Below are 16,257 nucleotides of genomic sequence, written 5' to 3' on the forward strand. Positions count from 1 at the left end.
GATGAAGGCTTACAGCATCAAGCGGGCGGCGTTGTGCGTCGCCCTCGGAGCGTGTCTGGGCATCATGCTGCCCGGCATGGCGATGGCGCAGAACGTGAGCGGCGCCGTGGCCGGCCGGGCCACGGCCGGTGACCAGGTCACCGTGGTCAGCAGCAGCACCGGGCTGACCCGCACCGTCACCGTCGGCGCCGATGGCAGCTACCGCCTTGGCCAGCTGCCGGTAGGCGACTACCAGCTGCAGCTCAGCCGCGAGGGCCAGAACCTGGGTGACCAGGTGGCCGTCAGCGTGGCGGTGGGCGGCACCACCACGGTCAACCTGGCCAGCGCTGGCGGCGTCACCAACCTTGATGCCCTGCAGGTGACCGGCACGCGCGTGGTCAACCGCGTGGATGTCTATTCCACCGAAACCTCGTTCAACATCAACCGCCAGGAAATCTCGCGGCTGCCGGTGGCGCAGGATCTGTCTGCGGTGGCGCTGATGGCGCCGGGCGTGGTCGGCGGCAACTCCTCGTTCGGCGGCCTGTCCTTTGCCGGTTCATCGGTGGCCGAGAACGCGGTGTTCATCAACGGCCTCAACGTCACCGACATGTACACGCGGCGTGGCTTCAGCACCGCGCCGTTCGCTTTCTTCAACGAATTCCAGGTCAAGACCGGTGGCTACTCGGTGGAATTCGGCCGCTCCACCGGCGGCGTCATCAACGCGGTGACGCGCTCGGGCAGCAACGAATTCGAGGGCGGCGTGGAAGTGACCGTCGAGCCCAGCGCCGGGCGCTCCAGTGGACGCGACCACTTCCATCGCGACGGCACCGCCCATTCCTATGGCAGCCGTGACAACAACTCGTTCCTGAAGACCAACGTCTGGGGCTCGGGCCCGATTATCAAGGACAGGCTGTTCCTGTTTGCCATGTACGAGGATCGCGACGACCGCGGCCACAACACCTCGTCCGATGGCAGCACCTGGTTCAAGAACAAATCCGGCAACGGCTTCTGGGGTACCAAGCTGGACTGGAACATCAACGACAACCACAGCCTGGCGCTGCTGGCGTTCTCCGATGAGGGCGATGTCACCAACGCGTCCTACGGCTACGACTGGGATGACGACCGCATCGGTGCCTGGGGCGGTGATTCCATCACCGAAACCGGCGGCCGCAACTGGTCGGCCACCTATACCGGCCACTTCGGGCAGAACTTCACCGCCCGCGCCATGGTCGGCCAGAACAACCAGCGCGCCTTCACCAATTCATCGCTGGACCAGGCCTGCAGCCCGGTGTTCACCGACAGCACCTACGGCCCGCGCCTGGGCAAGCTGCAGGGCCTGCGTCCCGGCTGCCATCCCACCGGCACGGCCGTGGCCGAGCGCGATGACACCCGCGATGTGGCACGCCTGGATTTCGAATGGCAGCTGGGCGACCACCTGCTGCGCTTCGGCCTCGACCGCGAGCTGATGACCACCGACCAGTCGACCCGCTACCCCGGGCCGGGCGCGCTGAGCTACACCGCCTACGTGGCGCGGCCCGGCGATGAAGTGTGGGACGGCGCCAACGCCTTTGTGCCGGCCGGCGTCACCGAGATGCTGCGCGCGCGCAACCGCCAGTCGGGCGGCAAGTTTGAGACCGAGGCCAACGCCTTCTACCTGGAAGACATCTGGAACATCACCCCGAATCTGATGCTCAACCTCGGCATCCGCTGGGACCGCTTCGAGAACCGCACGGCCGAGGGCAAGGCGTTCATCAAGATGGACGACCTGTTCGCCCCGCGCCTGGGCTTCTCGTGGGACATGCGCGGCGATGGCAGCACCAAGCTGTTCGGCAACGCGGGCCGCTACTACCTGCCGGTCACCAACAACATCAACGTCAACTTCGCTGGTGGCCTTACCGACGAATACAGCTACTACGTGCTGGAAGGCTGGGAGCAGAAGACCTCGCCGACCGGTTCGGCGTACATGGCGCCGATCATCGGCGCGCAGATCGGGCCGACCGACACCCGCATGAACACCGGTGGCGCCGACCTGCGGCAGAGCGTGGACCGCGACCTGAAGGCGGTCTACCAGGACGAGTACATCCTTGGTTTCCAGAGCATGATCAACGCGGCCTGGTCGTGGGGCGTCAACGCCACCTACCGGCGCATGACCCGCGCGCTGGATGACATCCGCATCAACTACACCCCGTGCGGCCCGACGCCGAGCACGCTGTGGCCGATCGGCAACCCCGGCGAGAGCCTGACCTTGTGGGGCGACCAGAGCATCGGCTGCGCCACCGAAGGCTGGATCACCATCGACACCGCCAACAGCGGCTACCGCAAGGGCGGCAGCGGCGAGGTCATCGGCTATTCCAAGCCCAAGCGCACCTACAAGGCCCTGGAATTCCAGATTGATCGCGCCTGGGACGAGAGGTGGATGCTCAACGCCTCCTACCTGTGGTCGCGCAGCGATGGCAACTTCGAAGGCCCGGTGAACTCCGATACCAACTACGGCGACACCGGCATGGTGCAGTACTGGGACCACCCGGCCACCAACGAACGCTACGGCGTGCTGTTCAACGACTTCCGCCACCAGATCAAGCTGCGCGCGGCCTATGCGCTGAACAAGCAGTGGTCGTTCGGCACCACGCTGCAGGTGCAGTCCGGCGGCCCGATCACCGCCTATGGCGTGATGTGGCCGAATGACACCATCGCCGGCGGCAGCACCTCCAGCGAAGGCAGTGGTGGCGGCACCGGCTGGCTGTGCGTGGCCAACTGCTCCGGGCCGTACGACCAGCGCCAGTTCGAGTACAGCCCGCGCGGCGCGTTCGGTCGCCTGCCGTGGACCTGGACGATGGGGGCCAACGTGACCTGGCGCCTGCCGGTGGAGGGCATCGATCTCAGCGCCCGCCTGTCGGTGTACAACCTGACCAACAACCAGAAGACCATCAACGTGCACCAGCGCTACGAAGCACAGCCGGGCCAGTACCGCGAAGCCACCTTCGCCACGGGCACCCGCTGGCAGGCGCCGCGCTACACGCAGCTGGTGGTGACGTGGAACTTCTGAGGCATGCCGCGCGGGTGGCGTCGGGTTTCCTGGCGCTGGCTGCCATGCCTGCCGTGGCGGCGGAACCGGCGGCCACCGCCGCCATCGATGCCGATGTCGCCGCCGTGGTCCAGCACGAGCATCTGCCCGGGCTGGCCATGGCCGTGGTCGAGCACGGAAGGGTGGTTTACCAGCACGCCGAAGGCGCGCGCGGTGATGGCGGCCGCATCGACGAGGACACCCTGTTCAAGATCGCGTCCAACAGCAAGGCGATGACCGCCGCGCTGCTGGCGCGCCTGGTGGAGCAGGGCCGGCTGCGCTGGGATGACCCGGTGCGCAAGCACCTGCCCGGCTTCACCATGCATGACCCGTGGGTGGGCGAGCACATGCAGGTGCGTGACCTGCTCATCCACAACAGTGGCCTCGGCCTGGGCGCCGGCGACCTGATGCTGTGGCCGGAGCCCAACGCCTATACCCGCGCGGACATCATCGCCGGCCTGGCCCACCTGAAGCCGGTCAGCAGCTTCCGCAGCGGCTACGCCTACGACAACCTGATGTACGTGGTGGCCGGTGAAGTGGCGGCCGCCGCCGGCGGCAGACCCTATGACCAGTTGCTGCGCGAGCAGGTATTCGAACCGCTCGGCATGGACCGCTGCCAGGTGGGCGCGTGGTCGGTGAAGCGCGTGGGCAACGTCGCCCAGCCACATGCCTGGCGCAAGGGCCGCAACGTGGTGATCAACGCTGACGCAGCGATCAGCCCCGACCTGACGTCGATGGCCGCCGGTGGCATCCGTTGCTCGCTGCGCGACATGACGCGCTGGATGCAGGTGCTGCTGGACCCCGCGCTGGTGCCCGGCTGGCTGGGCAGCGACCAGCGGCGCACGCTGTGGACCCTGCACATGCCGATGCCGCTGGGCGAGCGCCAGCGTCGCTGGGACAACGCGCACTTCATGGGTTACGGCTACGGCTGGCGTGTCTCGGACATGGACGGGCAGTGGAAGGTGGCGCACACCGGCACGCTGTCGGGCATGTATTCCTCGCTGGCCCTGCTGCCGGACCGCAGGGTGGGCGTGGTGATGCTGATGAACGGCGAGGGCGAGGATGCACGCACGGTGCTGATGCAGTCGGTGCTGAAGCGCTTCACCGCCCCTGCGGAGGGCCAGACTGCGCTGGGCTATCTGCAGGCGTTGGCCGATGAGCGGAGCCGGACGGATGTGATCGGCCACGTTGATGAGTATCTCGATCCGATCGCGCCCGCCGGTACCGGCGCGCTGAAGGCGCAGCAGGGGCGCTACCGTGATCCCTGGCTGGGCGAGGCCACGCTGTGCCCGGTCGCGGGCACGCTGCGGTTCGAGGTGCTGCGCTCGCCGAAACTGGCTGCGACCGTGATGCAGCAGGGGCGCCGGTGGCGGTTGCACTGGGATACGCTGGAGGCATCCGCGCAGGCATGGCTGCAGCCCGGTGACGGTGACCCGCCCACGCTGCAGCTGCGCGCCATCGATCCGGACATCGACTTCAGTTATGACTTCCAGGACCTGCATTTCACTCGGATTGGCGATTGCCCTGGCGGGCAGCACGCACGCCGCTGAGCCACCACGCATCTCGCCAGCCACCGATGCGGCCAGCGCCGGCCTCCTGGAGATCCGCACGCTGGCCCCGCAGATCGAGATGGACATCCGTTACGCCGGCCGCAACAACTTCACCGGCGCGCGCGTGCCGGGTTACGAGGCGCCGTCGTGTTACCTGCTGGCCCCGGTGGCAAAGGCATTGGCTGCGGTGGAGCGTGATCTTCGTGGGGAGGGTTACGCGCTGCGTATCTACGACTGCTATCGCCCGGTGCGTTCGGTGCAGGCCTTCATGGCCTGGGTGAACGATCCGCACGAGCAGTCGCGCAAGGCGCTGCAGTATCCGGGGCTGGACAAGCCGCGGCTGCTGGCCGATGGCTACATCGCCGAGCGCTCGGGCCACAGCCGGGGCGCGACGGTGGACCTGGGGCTGCTGGATTGCCGGGCCGGCGCGTGCGTGGTGATGGACATGGGCACGGATTTCGATTTCTTCGGCGTGCGCGCGCATACCGACGCGGCGGGGCTGACGGCGGCGCAGCGCGGGAACCGGCAGCGGTTGCTGCAGGCGATGGCGCGGCGCGGGTTTGCCAACTACCCGCAGGAGTGGTGGCACTACACGCTGCAGCCGGAACCAGATGCCGGCACCGCGTACGATTTTCCCGTGAGGTGATGGGGTTTTTTGCAGGGCTTGCAGCCCTGCACCTGCTTCAAGCCAGGGCAACGTCAACTTCAAGAGCTGGCTTCCTGTGGGATGGCGGGGTGGGTCCGGTTGAGGGGGACGCCGTAAACCCATCCATGGGGGCTTGGTCGCGCCATCCATGGCGCTCACACCCCCTCAACCGGACCCACCCCGCCTTCGACAGTTTTTCGCAACCTGTCGGAACGGCGTTCTGCTCTGGTGGGTGCCGACCGCTGGTCGGCACGGATGAATTCATTCGATGTCTGACAGATGTGCCGACCAAGGTCGGCACCCACCAACAGCCGCCGGCCAACTGTCGAAGGCGGGGCACTGTGGGTTTGCGGGGTGTGAGCGCCATGGATGGCGCGACCAAGCCCCCATGGACGGGTTTACGGCGTCCCCGCAAACCCACAGTGCCCCGCCATCCCACGGAATGCAGGCTCTTGCTGTTGCTTCTGCAGGTGCAGGGCTGCAAGCCCTGCCGATACCCTTACACTCACTACCGCCTCCCAACTGCCCACCCGCATGAACCTTCCGCTGCACTTCGGCCTGCTCGGCTCGCTCGAAGCCGGTGCCATCGCCCTGCTGGTCGGGCTGCTGGTGTACTTCCTCTGGCATCACCTGTGCCGCGTGTTCCGCTGGTCCATGGGCCATGCCATCGGCTGGGCCTGCGTGTTCGCGGTGGCCATCTCCGCCGGCATCGATATGTGGAAGCTGTTCTACATGGGCATCGTGCGGCTGGAATCACCGCTGTATGCGCGCATCTTCCTCTCCACCATCCACGACCCCAACGAACTGGGCAGCCGCGTGGTGCTGGAAATCGCCGGTGCGCTCTCCGGCGTTGCATTGGGATGGCTCTTGTTCAGTTCGCGGTCATCTGCGCAGAACGTCGATTGACGCAGGTTTTTCGTTGTGTGCCGGTTAAATCCGGCCGCGCTGAATGCTCGCCTTATGGACCGCTCACTCTGCCCTAACCACCGCGCTAACGCATGCGTCGGGGCGAGTGGTTAATGGGGTGTATTCACGCCGGTTGCAGCCCAAAATCGATTCAGAAACGCGGTGGCAGGGTAGGTGCCGTGCGGAGACAACACCCCGCGCTCCACCACCCAAAGGAGATCCACCTGATGACTATTCGCAACCGCAAGCCCCTGCTCGCCCTGATCGTTGCCGCCGGTAGTGTGCTGGCCGTCCCGGCCATGGCGCAGAGCGCCCAGCAGCAGGCAGCCCAGGCACAGAATCAGGCGGCGCAGGCCCAGCAGTCGGCAGCCCAGGCGGGTCAGGCGGCTGACCAAGCCTCCAGTGCGGCTGCATCGGCGCAGGCACAGGCCAGTGGCGGCGGCCAGACCTGGGCCAGCATCGATACCGATGGCAACGGCACCATCAGCAAGTCCGAGGCACAGGTGAACGCGGGCCTGGCCCAGGTGTTCGACCAGGCCGACACCAACAAGGACGGCGAACTCAGCGCCGACGAGTACAAGGCCTTCGTGGCCGCCCAGCAGGCGGGTGCCGGTGCCGGCGGTGGCAACTGATCGCCGCCTGACCAGAACCGGTTGAACGGATCCGGTTGCGTTCGGGGCAACCGGTGCATGGGGCCCGGGCGGCGTTGGCCGCCCGGGTTTTTGTTGCCTTCGCCAGCGCTGTATCCTTGTCGCATGAACGTCTCCACGCCTGCGCGCTCGCGCGCCATCGGCCTGGTCGGTTTTGACGGTGACGACACGCTGTGGAAGAGCGAGGACTACTACCGCAAGGCCGAGCAGGATTACCTGGACCTGCTGTCGCGCTACGTCGATGTGCACGACACCCAGACCGCCCGCCACCTGCTGGAAGTGCAGCAGCGCAACCTGGCCGTGTTCGGCTATGGGGTGAAGGGCATGGTCCTGTCGATGATCGAAGCGGCCATCGACATCACCGGCCAGCGCATCGACGCCAAGGACATCCAGCGCATGCTGGACATCGGCCATGACACCCTGCGCCACCCGGTCGATCTGATCGACGGCGTGCGCGAATCGGTGGCAGCCATCGCCGAGCAGTACCCGGTGGTGCTGATCACCAAGGGCGACCTGTTCCACCAGGAAGCCAAGATCAAGGTGGCCAAGCTGCACGAGCTGTTCCCGCGCATCGAGATCGTCTCGGAAAAGGACCCGGAAACCTACGCCCGCGTGCTGGCCGAATTCGACCTGCCGATGCAGCAGTTCGTGATGGTCGGCAACTCGCTGCGCTCGGATATCGAGCCGGTGGTCACCCTCGGCGGCTGGGGCATCCACACCCCGTACGCGGTCACCTGGGCGCACGAAACCCAGCATGGCGTGGCCGACGACGAACCGCGCATGGTCACCGCCGATACCGCCTGGGATTGGCCGGCCGCGCTGGCCGCGATCGAGGCCAAGGCCGCTGCAGCGGCCTGACAGGGCCCGGCGGCTGCGGCAGAATCGGGGCATGAAGCGCTTTCCGACCCTGCTGCTGTCGCTCCTGTTGCTGGCGCCAGCCACCGTGCTGGCCCAGCAGACCGCCGAACGTTCGGCGGCCTACACGGTGGAAACCGGTGACCGTTGGCTGGATGCCCAGCTGCAGGACATCAACCACTACGCCGAGCGTTACCCCGATGCCTTCCTCGATGAGGTATCGCGCTACGCCAACGTGCCGCGCGGTTATGTCAGCGCGCTGTTCACCACCCACGGCTGGCAGGCCGGCGATATCTACTTCGCCTGCTTCTGGGCCAAGGCCAGCGGCCAGACCTGCCGCGACAGCGTGCGTGCCTTCAGCCAGAACCCGGAAGGGGGCTGGGAGGCGGTGGTCACGCGGATGCCGGTGAAGCCGGACAATTTGCATGTCCGCGCGGTGCGCCACGCCATCGTGGCCAGCTACGAGCACTGGGACCGGCCGATCACCCTCGATGCCACCCTGAAGCGCCAGCTGCAGCGGTAGTGCCGGCCGCTGGCCGGCACCTCCTGCGGTTGCCGGCCAGCGGCCGGCACTACCGGTCCCAGGTCATGCTGCTCTGCATATCGCCCCCATCGCGCACACCGGCGACAATACGGCCCTTGCCGTTCCCCGTTCCCGCATTCGAGTGACTGATGAGCGCCTCTTTCGTTTCGCCTGATGTGATCCGCCGCCTGTTCGCCCAGGCCATGTCCCGCATGTACCGCACCGAAGTGCCGCTGTACGGCACGCTGGTGGAACTGGTGGAGCGGATCAACGCACAGGTGCTTGCCCAGGACCCGGCGCTGGCCGCGCAGCTGCAGCGCAACGACGAGCGCGCACGCCTGGACGAAGAGCGCCACGGCGCGATCCGCGTCGGCACCGCGCAGGAGCTGGCCACGCTGCGCCGCCTGTTCGCGGTGATGGGCATGTTCCCGGTCGCCTACTACGACCTGTCGGTGGCGGGCGTGCCGGTGCATTCCACGGCCTTCCGTCCGCTCACCGGCGCGGCGCTGGCGCAGAACCCGTTCCGCGTGTTCACCTCGCTGCTGCGGCTGGAGCTGATCGAGGACGAAACCCTGCGCGCCGAGTCCGCGCGCATCCTCGAACGCCGCCGCATCTTCACCGAGGGCGCGCTGGCGCTGATCGACCAGGCCGAGCGTGACGGTGGCCTGTCGCAGGCCGATGCCGAGCGCTTCGTTGCCGAGGCACTGGAAACCTTCCGCTGGCACGGCGATGCCACGGTCGACCTGCCCACCTACCACGCGCTGCACGATGCACATCGGCTGGTGGCCGACGTGGTCAGCTTCCGTGGGCCGCACATCAACCACCTCACCCCGCGCACGCTGGATATCGATGCCGCACAGGCGGCGATGATCGAGCACGGCATGGTGGCCAAAGCGGTCATCGAAGGCCCGCCGCGCCGCGCCTGCCCGATCCTGCTGCGGCAGACCAGCTTCAAGGCGCTGGAAGAGGCCGTGCATTTCCCGGGCGGTGAAGGCGGCGCTGCCGGCACACATACCGCGCGCTTCGGCGAGATCGAGCAGCGTGGCCTGGCCCTGACCCCGAAGGGCCGCGCGCTGTACGACCAGCTGTTGTCGCAGGCCCGCGATGCCGGCGGCGAAGGCAGCACCGGCGGTGACTACGGCCAGCGCCTGCAGGCGGTGTTTGCCAGCTTCCCCGATGACCACGACACCCTGCGCCAGGAAGGGCTGGGCTATTACCGTTACCAGCTGACCGAGGCCGGCCGCGCCGCGCCGGAACGCGTGGCCGATCTGCCGGCCGAAGTGCTGGTGGCCGCCGGCCTGGCCACGGCCGACCCGATCGTCTACGAGGATTTCCTGCCGGTCAGCGCCGCGGGCATCTTCCAGTCCAACCTGGGCGGCGAAGAGCAGCGTGCCTATGCCGCGCACGCCAACCGCGAAGCGTTCGAGCAGGCGATGGGCGTGGCGGTGAACGACGAGTTCGAGATCTACGAACGGCTGCAAGCCGAATCGCTGGCGGCGCTGCGCGCCGTTTGAGGGTAGAGCCGGCCGCTGGCCGGCTGTTGATGGTGCCGGCCAGCGGCCGGCACTACCCCTGGCAATCAGCCCTTCATCGTGCCGGTATCCAGCCAACGCTGGTGCCACGACAGCGCTTCGGGCAGCAGGTGCGGGGTGTGCTTGCCGTAGCTTTCGCGGCTGGCGCGGTCGAAGTAGTCCTGCAGCTGCGGGCGGAAATCCGGGTGCGCGCAGTTGTCGATCAGCACCTGCGCGCGCTTGCGCGGGGTCAGCCCGCGCAGATCGGCCAGGCCCTGTTCGGTCACGATCACCGACACGTCGTGCTCGGTGTGGTCGACATGGCTCACCATCGGCGTAATCGCCGAAATCGTGCCGTTCTTCGCCGTGGACGGGCTGAGGAAGGCCGACAGGAAACCGTTGCGGGCGAAGTCACCCGAACCGCCGATGCCGTTCATGATCCGCGTGCCCATCACGTGCGTCGAATTGACGTTGCCGTAGATGTCCACTTCGATCATGCCGTTCATGCCGATGCAGCCCAGGCGGCGCACCAGTTCCGGGTGGTTGGAGATTTCCTGCGTGCGCATGATGATGCGTTCGCGGTAGAAATCGATGTGCTCCTTGAACGTCTCGTTGGCCTGCGGGCTCAGCGCGAAACCGGTGCACGAGGCATAGCTCAGCACGCCGTCGCGCAGCAGGTCGAGCATGCCGTCCTGGATCACTTCGGTGAACGCGGCCAGATCGCGGAAACCGCTCTTGGCCAGGCCCGCCAGCACCGCGTTGGGAATGTTGCCCACGCCCGACTGCAGCGGCAGCAGGTTCGGCGGCAGGCGGCCCTTCTTCACCTCGTGCTTGAGGAACTCGATCAGGTGCGAGGCGATCTGCTCGCTGGTCGCATCGATGGGGCTGAAGGGGCTGTTGCGGTCCGGGCCGTTGGTGCGCACCACCGCCACGATCTTGTCCGGGTCGCAGCGCAGCGCGGTATCGCCGATGCGGTCGTTGGCGTTCACCAGCGGAATCGGCTTGCGGTGCGGCGGCAGTGCGGTGCCGTAGTAGATGTCATGCATGCCGTCGACGCCGGCCGGCTGCCATTCGTTGACCTCGACGATCACCTTCTTGGCCAGGTCCAGCCAGGTCTTGTTGTTGCCCACCGAAGTGGAGGGCACCAGCGAGCCATCTTCGCGGATGGCCGACACTTCGATCACGGCGGTATCGATCTCGCCGTAGAAGCCGAACCAGACGTGCTGGGCGACGTGGCTGAGGTGGATGTCAATGTAATCCAGCTTGCCCTCGTTGATGCGGTTGCGCGCATCCGGGTCGCTCTGGAACGGCATGCGCATGGCGATGCCATCGGCCTTGGCCAGCGCACCATCGAGTTCCGGCGCGGTGGAGGCGCCGGTCATCAGCTTGATCTGGAAGGGCAGGCCCTGGGCGTGCACCGTCTCGATGCGGCGGGCCAGTTCCACGGGAACGGCCTTGGGGTAGCCGGAACCGGTGAAGCCACTCATGGCGACGGTTTCACCGGGCTGGATCAGCGCGGCTGCGGCCTCGGCGGAGACCACGCGGTCACGGAGACGCGCGTTGGCGATGCGATCAACAGACATGACGACACGTGTTTCAGGGGGGAATCCCGATTATCGGCCATCCCCCGCCGTACGGGGCGTTCTACCTTCGTGGAATGGCTTTTCCGGGCTGCGGGCTACCATACCCACCAGTTCTGTTTTGCAGTGCAGCGTGCAATGTCCTTCCGCAGCCCGCAGGATGGCCCTGCATCCCGACGTGGGGGAGGGAGCAGAGCCCGCTGGCAGTTCGCTGCAAGCGGGCTTTTTTATTGCCTTCAGCCAAAGCTGAATGCGGGGCATGCTCTACCGGTAGTGCCGGCCGCTGGCCGGCAACCCGCAACCGGCAACCTGCGCACCCCTGCCGGCCAGCGGCCGGCACTACCGGGTCCGTTGCGCCCCGGCCGGGTCGATACAATCGACCCATGACCCTCGCCCCCGCTGAACTGCCCGCCACCCTGCAGCCCCTGGTCGACCGCGCCCTGGCGCGCCTGGCCCACGTCCTGCCCGGGCCCATCCCCGCCGAGCTGCAGCCGCCACTGGCTCGCCTGGCGGTGGCCAGCGACTTCGCCCTGGATACCCTCGTGCGCCAGCCGGCGCTGCTGGCCCATCTGGCGCAGCCGGGCTGCCCGCCGCTGCCGGCGCCGGTGCTCGACCCGCAGCAGCCCAGCGACTGGCCGGCACAGCTGCGGCGCTGGCGTGCGGCCATGTCCACCCGCCTGGTCTGGCGCGATCTGGCCGGCCTGGACGACGTGCCGCAGACCCTGGCCGGCGCCACCACTCTGGCCGAGGACTGCCTGCGCCTGGCGCTGGAGGCCCTGCAGCAGGAGTTCGCCCAGCGCCACGGGGTCATCCGCGATGACCACGGCCAGCCCATGCAGCTGGTGGTGTTCGGCCTGGGCAAGCTGGGCGGTGGCGAGCTCAACTTCAGTTCCGATATCGATCTGGTCTACGCCTATCCGCAGGGTGGTGAATCCGACGGCCCGCGCCCGCTGGCCGCCGAGGAATACTTCGCCCGCCTTGGCCAGCGCCTGGCCAAGCTGCTGGACGACACCACCGTCGATGGCTTCAGCCACCGCGTCGACCTGCGCCTGCGTCCGTTCGGCAGCGCTGGCCGTGTCGCGCTGTCGTTCGCGGCGATGGACCAGTACTTCCAGCGCGAGGGCCGCGACTGGGAACGCTATGCCTGGCTGAAGGCGCGCGCGGTGGCCGGTGATATTGCCGCCGGCGAAGCGTGGCTGCAGACCCTGCGCCCGTTCGTTTACCGCCGCTACCTGGATTTCACCGCGCTCGACGGCCTGCGCGAGATGAAGGCGGCGATCACCGCCGAGGTCGCCCGCCGCGAACTGCACGAAGACATCAAGCGCGGCGCCGGCGGCATCCGCGAAATCGAATTCCTCTGCCAGGCCCTGCAGCTGATCCGCGCCGGGCGCGAGCCGGTGCTGCGCGAGCGCCGCCTGCTGGTGGCCCTGCAGGCGCTGGTCAACGCCGGCCAGATTGCAGCGGACGATGGTGCCGCGCTGCGCGAGGCCTACCTGTTCCTGCGCCGCCTGGAAAACCGCCTGCAGATGCTGCGCGACGCGCAGACCCACGTGCTGCCCAGCGACCCGCTGGATCGCCAGCGCATCGCCCTCGGCCTGGGCTATGGCGATTGGGATGAACTGCGTGCGGCCCTGGCCGTGCAGCAGCAGCGGGTCAGCACCGAGTTCGCCGCGCTGCTGGCCCCGCGCAAGGGCCAGGCCGCCCCCGATGCGCTGGCCAGCTACTGGCGCAGCCTGCCCGACGGCAGCAACGCCGAACTGCTGGCCGAAGCCGGTTTCCTCGATGCCAACGGCGCCGACCAGTCGCTGCGTGATTTCGCCCAGAGTACCGGCGTGAAGTCACTGTCCGATGCCGCGCGTGCGCGCCTGGACCGCGTGCTGCCAGCGCTGCTGCATGCGGCCACGCGCTCGCCGCAGCCCGATGCCGCACTCAAGCGCGTGCTCGGCCTGTTGCAGGCCGTGCTGCGCCGAACCAGCTACCTGGCGCTGCTGGACGAGCAACCCAGCGCCCTGGCGCGGTTGGTGGACGTGCTGGCGCGCAGCGCGCTGCTGGCCGAACGCCTGGCGGCGTACCCCCTGCTGCTGGACGAACTGCTGGACGTGCGCGTATCTGGGCCGATGCCCGACTTCGCCGGCATGCTGGCCGAGTGCCAGCAGGTGCTGCCGGTGGAAGATCCCGAATCGCAGCTGCGCTGGCTCAATGAAACGCGGCTCGCGCTCAGCTTCCGCATGGCGATGGCCACGCTGGACGGCCGCCAGGGCGCGGTGGACAGCACCCGCCAGCTGGCCGAGCTGGCGCAGGCGGTGGTCATCACCGTGCTCAAGCTGGCCGAGGCGGACATGCACGCCGCGCACGGTGCGGTGCCGGGCGGGCGCTTCGCCATCATCGGTTACGGCAGCCTGGGTGGGCTGGAACTGGGCTTCGGTTCCGATCTGGACCTGGTGTTCCTGCACGACCATCCGGCCGGCGTGGAAGCCAGCGATGGCACCCGTCCGCTGGAACCGGGCCGCTGGTACGCGCGCCTGGCGCAGAAGGTGATGGCCCTGCTGGGCGCGGTTACCGCCGCCGGCCGCCTGTACGACATCGACGTGCGCCTGCGCCCGGATGGCGGCAAGGGATCGCTGGTGTCCTCGCTGGCCAGCTACACCGACTACCAGCGCGAGCGCGCCTGGACCTGGGAACACCAGGCCCTGGTGCGCGCGCGCGGCGTGGCCGGCGATGCCAGCCTGCTGGCCGATTTCGAACAGGTGCGCGCGCAGACGCTGGGCCGCGAACGCGACCACGCCACGCTGTATGCCGACGTGCTGAAGATGCGCGGGCGCATGCGCACCGAACTGGACCGCAGCGATGCCGCGCGCCTGGACCTGAAGCAGGGCGCCGGTGGCGTGGTGGATCTGGAGTTCCTTCTGCAGACCGGCGTGCTGGCACGCAGCGCGCAGGTTGCGGCGCTGCTGGAACCGCGCGACACGCCGTCGTTGATCGACGCACTGGCGGCGGGATTCCTGCCCGAAGACACCGCACGTGCGCTGCAGGGCGCGCACGCCACCCTGCTGGATGTCGGCCTGGCCTGCACGCTGGACCGCCGCCCGCGGCTGGCGGCCACAACGCCTGCGATTGAAGACGCGTGTGCAGCGATCAGTGCCGCCTGCGTGGCCGCAGAGCTGCCGTTCGGCTGATGGGGTACCACGTGCGCCGTTGGTAGGTGCCGACCGTTGGTCGGCACACTCTGTCAGGTGCAATGAACCCTGAAGGATCGTGCCGACCAACGGTCGGCACCCACCAGAGCAATGGTCGGGCGATGTCCGCCGTTGGTAGGTGCCGACCGTTGGTCGGCACACTCTGTCAGGTGCAATGAACCCTGAAGGATCGTGCCGACCAACGGTCGGCACCCACCAGAACAATGGCCGGGCGATGCCGGCCGTTGGTAGGTGCCGACCGTTGGTCGGCACACTCTGTCAGCTGCGATGAACCCTGAAGGATCGTGCCGACCAACGGTCGGCACCCACCGGAGCAATGGCCGCGCGATGCCCCGCTGTTGGTAGGTGCCGACCGTTGGTCGGCACACTCTGTCAGCCGCGATGAGCCCTGAAGGATCGTGCCGACCAACGGTCGGCACCCACCAGAACAATGGCCGGGCGATGCCCGCCGTTGGTAGGTGCCGACCGTTGGTCGGCACTCTCTGTCAGCCGCGATGAACCCTGAAGGATCGTGCCGACCAACGGTCGGCACCCACCAGGGCAATGGCCGGGCGATGCCCGCCGTTGGTAGGTGCCGACCGTTGGTCGGCACACTCTGTCAGCTGCGATGAACCCTGAAGGATCGTGCCGACCAACGGTCGGCACCCACCGGAGCAATGGCCGCGCGATGCCCCGCTGTTGGTAGGTGCCGACCGTTGGTCGGCACACTCTGTCAGCCGCGATGAGCCCTGAAGGATCGTGCCGACCAACGGTCGGCACCCACCAGGGCGATGGTCGGGCGATGCCCGCCGTTGGTCGGCACACTCTGTCAGCTGCGATGAACCCTGAAGGATCGTGCCGACCAACGGTCGGCACCCACCAAAGCAATGATCGGGCGAGGCCCGCCGTTGGTCGGCACACTCTGTCAGCTGCGATGAACCCTGAAGGATCGTGCCGACCAACGGTCGGCACCCACCGGAGCGATGGTCGGCACTATCAGCGCCGGCACCTATCGGGCGGGCAACACCTGTTCCACCAACGCCCGATCGCGCTGCCCGCGGCGCATGATCGCGCGGCGTTGCAGGGCATCGTGCAGGCGCGGGTCATCGGCGTGCAGGCCGTTGCGGTGGGCGATGTACAGCACCGTCTGCAGTGGCCACGCATAGAACGCGGCGTGGGCCACCACGTCGTCGATCAGGGAGAGCGATGCAGTACGCCATGCCAGCGCCCGGACCAGGCCGTTGGCCGAGAGACGCTCGACCAGGTGCAGGGCCAACGCGTCGGCGTCGCGGGTGCCGGCGCGCACGATGGCGCCGCTCTGGTCCGCAAAACCCGGCATGCCGCCACCGGATGATGTGGTGGCCATCAGCAGCTGTGGATTGAGCAACGTCGTCGGCGTGCCATCGGCCCACTGCTGGCAGAACGCCAGCGCCTGCGGGCATTGCACCGTCAGGGTCGCTGCCCAGCCACCTGCGCCGCGCAGTGGCTGCAGCGACACGCTGGCGATCTCGGTGCGGCCGTCACGCAGTACCAGGCCCAGCCCGCGTGCGCGCAGGCCCTCGTGCTGGGCTGCTACGGCGGTGAGGTGTTCGCGCACATGCCGTTCCACGGCGATCTTGTAAGCAGCATCCGTCTCCATCGGCACAGCGTGGGGCAGGTGATGCGGCGGTGTCCAGCGTGCCGAGGTGCCGACGTGCCGACCAACGGTCGGCACCCACCAGAGCAACGCTCGGGCGATGCCCCGCTGTTGGTAGGTGCCGACCGTTGGTCGGCACACTCTGTCAGCGGCAATGAACTCTGAAGGATCGTGCCGACCA

The 16,257-nt window shown here is 67.8% G+C and carries 11 protein-coding genes; 9 read left to right on the forward strand and 2 right to left on the reverse strand.

Going from position 1 to position 16,257, the window contains the following annotated elements; genetic code table 11:
* Position 1 precedes the first annotated feature (1 nt).
* From C1927_RS02035 to C1927_RS02075, 8 genes are all read left to right on the forward strand, one after another.
* Positions 2–3,025, forward strand: a complete 3,024-nt coding sequence (locus tag C1927_RS02035; RefSeq protein WP_108745789.1) for a TonB-dependent receptor — start codon at positions 2–4, stop codon at positions 3,023–3,025.
* Between the two features lie 44 nt (positions 3,026–3,069).
* Complete coding sequence (locus C1927_RS02040) at positions 3,070–4,593, forward strand: serine hydrolase domain-containing protein (RefSeq protein ID WP_108747749.1); 1,524 nt, start codon at positions 3,070–3,072, stop codon at positions 4,591–4,593.
* Positions 4,526–5,239, forward strand: coding sequence for a M15 family metallopeptidase (locus C1927_RS02045; protein WP_108745790.1), 714 nt, complete (start codon positions 4,526–4,528; stop codon positions 5,237–5,239). The genes C1927_RS02040 and C1927_RS02045 overlap by 68 nt, the downstream gene beginning before the upstream one ends.
* A gap of 534 nt (positions 5,240–5,773) precedes the next feature.
* Positions 5,774–6,145: a hypothetical protein gene (locus tag C1927_RS02055; RefSeq protein WP_108745791.1), complete on the forward strand. Its 372-nt coding sequence runs from the start codon at positions 5,774–5,776 to the stop codon at positions 6,143–6,145.
* Positions 6,146–6,372: 227 nt separating this feature from the next.
* Positions 6,373–6,777: an EF-hand domain-containing protein gene (locus C1927_RS02060; protein WP_108745792.1), complete on the forward strand. Its 405-nt coding sequence runs from the start codon at positions 6,373–6,375 to the stop codon at positions 6,775–6,777.
* A 123-nt stretch (positions 6,778–6,900) separates the two neighbouring features.
* Positions 6,901–7,653, forward strand: coding sequence for an HAD family hydrolase (locus C1927_RS02065; protein ID WP_108745793.1), 753 nt, complete (start codon positions 6,901–6,903; stop codon positions 7,651–7,653).
* Between the two features lie 31 nt (positions 7,654–7,684).
* Positions 7,685–8,173: a hypothetical protein gene (locus tag C1927_RS02070; protein ID WP_108745794.1), complete on the forward strand. Its 489-nt coding sequence runs from the start codon at positions 7,685–7,687 to the stop codon at positions 8,171–8,173.
* 149 nt (positions 8,174–8,322) lie between these two features.
* Positions 8,323–9,687 (forward strand): VOC family protein, encoded by a 1,365-nt coding sequence (locus C1927_RS02075; RefSeq protein WP_108745795.1) that lies wholly within the window; start codon positions 8,323–8,325, stop codon positions 9,685–9,687.
* A 65-nt stretch (positions 9,688–9,752) separates the two neighbouring features.
* Here C1927_RS02075 and C1927_RS02080 read toward each other — a convergent pair whose 3' ends face one another.
* Entirely contained in the window at positions 9,753–11,267 is a 1,515-nt protein-coding gene (locus C1927_RS02080) for an acetyl-CoA hydrolase/transferase family protein (protein WP_079220400.1), read from the reverse strand.
* Between the two features lie 380 nt (positions 11,268–11,647).
* Here C1927_RS02080 and glnE point away from each other — a divergent pair, with 380 nt between their 5' ends.
* The gene (gene glnE / locus C1927_RS02085) at positions 11,648–14,440 is read left to right on the forward strand and encodes a bifunctional [glutamate--ammonia ligase]-adenylyl-L-tyrosine phosphorylase/[glutamate--ammonia-ligase] adenylyltransferase (protein WP_108745796.1); all 2,793 of its coding nucleotides are present in this window, start codon (positions 11,648–11,650) and stop codon (positions 14,438–14,440) included.
* Positions 14,441–15,449: 1,009 nt separating this feature from the next.
* Here the strand turns inward: glnE and C1927_RS02090 are convergent.
* A complete protein-coding gene (locus C1927_RS02090; protein ID WP_159095270.1) occupies positions 15,450–16,037 on the reverse strand; it encodes a hypothetical protein in 588 nt (195 codons plus the stop codon).
* Positions 16,038–16,257 lie beyond the last annotated feature (220 nt).

Source organism: Stenotrophomonas sp. ZAC14D1_NAIMI4_1, assembly GCF_003086775.1.
Taxonomy (GTDB): Bacteria; Pseudomonadota; Gammaproteobacteria; order Xanthomonadales; family Xanthomonadaceae; genus Stenotrophomonas.

Coding starts and splice junctions, on each gene's coding strand:
- C1927_RS02035 (WP_108745789.1), top strand. CDS start 2: ATGAAGGCTTACAGCATCAAGCGGGCGGCGTTGTGCGTCGCCCTCGGA.
- C1927_RS02040 (WP_108747749.1), top strand. CDS start 3,070: ATGCCTGCCGTGGCGGCGGAACCGGCGGCCACCGCCGCCATCGATGCC.
- C1927_RS02045 (WP_108745790.1), top strand. CDS start 4,526: ATGACTTCCAGGACCTGCATTTCACTCGGATTGGCGATTGCCCTGGCG.
- C1927_RS02055 (WP_108745791.1), top strand. CDS start 5,774: ATGAACCTTCCGCTGCACTTCGGCCTGCTCGGCTCGCTCGAAGCCGGT.
- C1927_RS02060 (WP_108745792.1), top strand. CDS start 6,373: ATGACTATTCGCAACCGCAAGCCCCTGCTCGCCCTGATCGTTGCCGCC.
- C1927_RS02065 (WP_108745793.1), top strand. CDS start 6,901: ATGAACGTCTCCACGCCTGCGCGCTCGCGCGCCATCGGCCTGGTCGGT.
- C1927_RS02070 (WP_108745794.1), top strand. CDS start 7,685: ATGAAGCGCTTTCCGACCCTGCTGCTGTCGCTCCTGTTGCTGGCGCCA.
- C1927_RS02075 (WP_108745795.1), top strand. CDS start 8,323: ATGAGCGCCTCTTTCGTTTCGCCTGATGTGATCCGCCGCCTGTTCGCC.
- C1927_RS02080 (WP_079220400.1), bottom strand. CDS start 11,267: ATGTCTGTTGATCGCATCGCCAACGCGCGTCTCCGTGACCGCGTGGTC.
- glnE (WP_108745796.1), top strand. CDS start 11,648: ATGACCCTCGCCCCCGCTGAACTGCCCGCCACCCTGCAGCCCCTGGTC.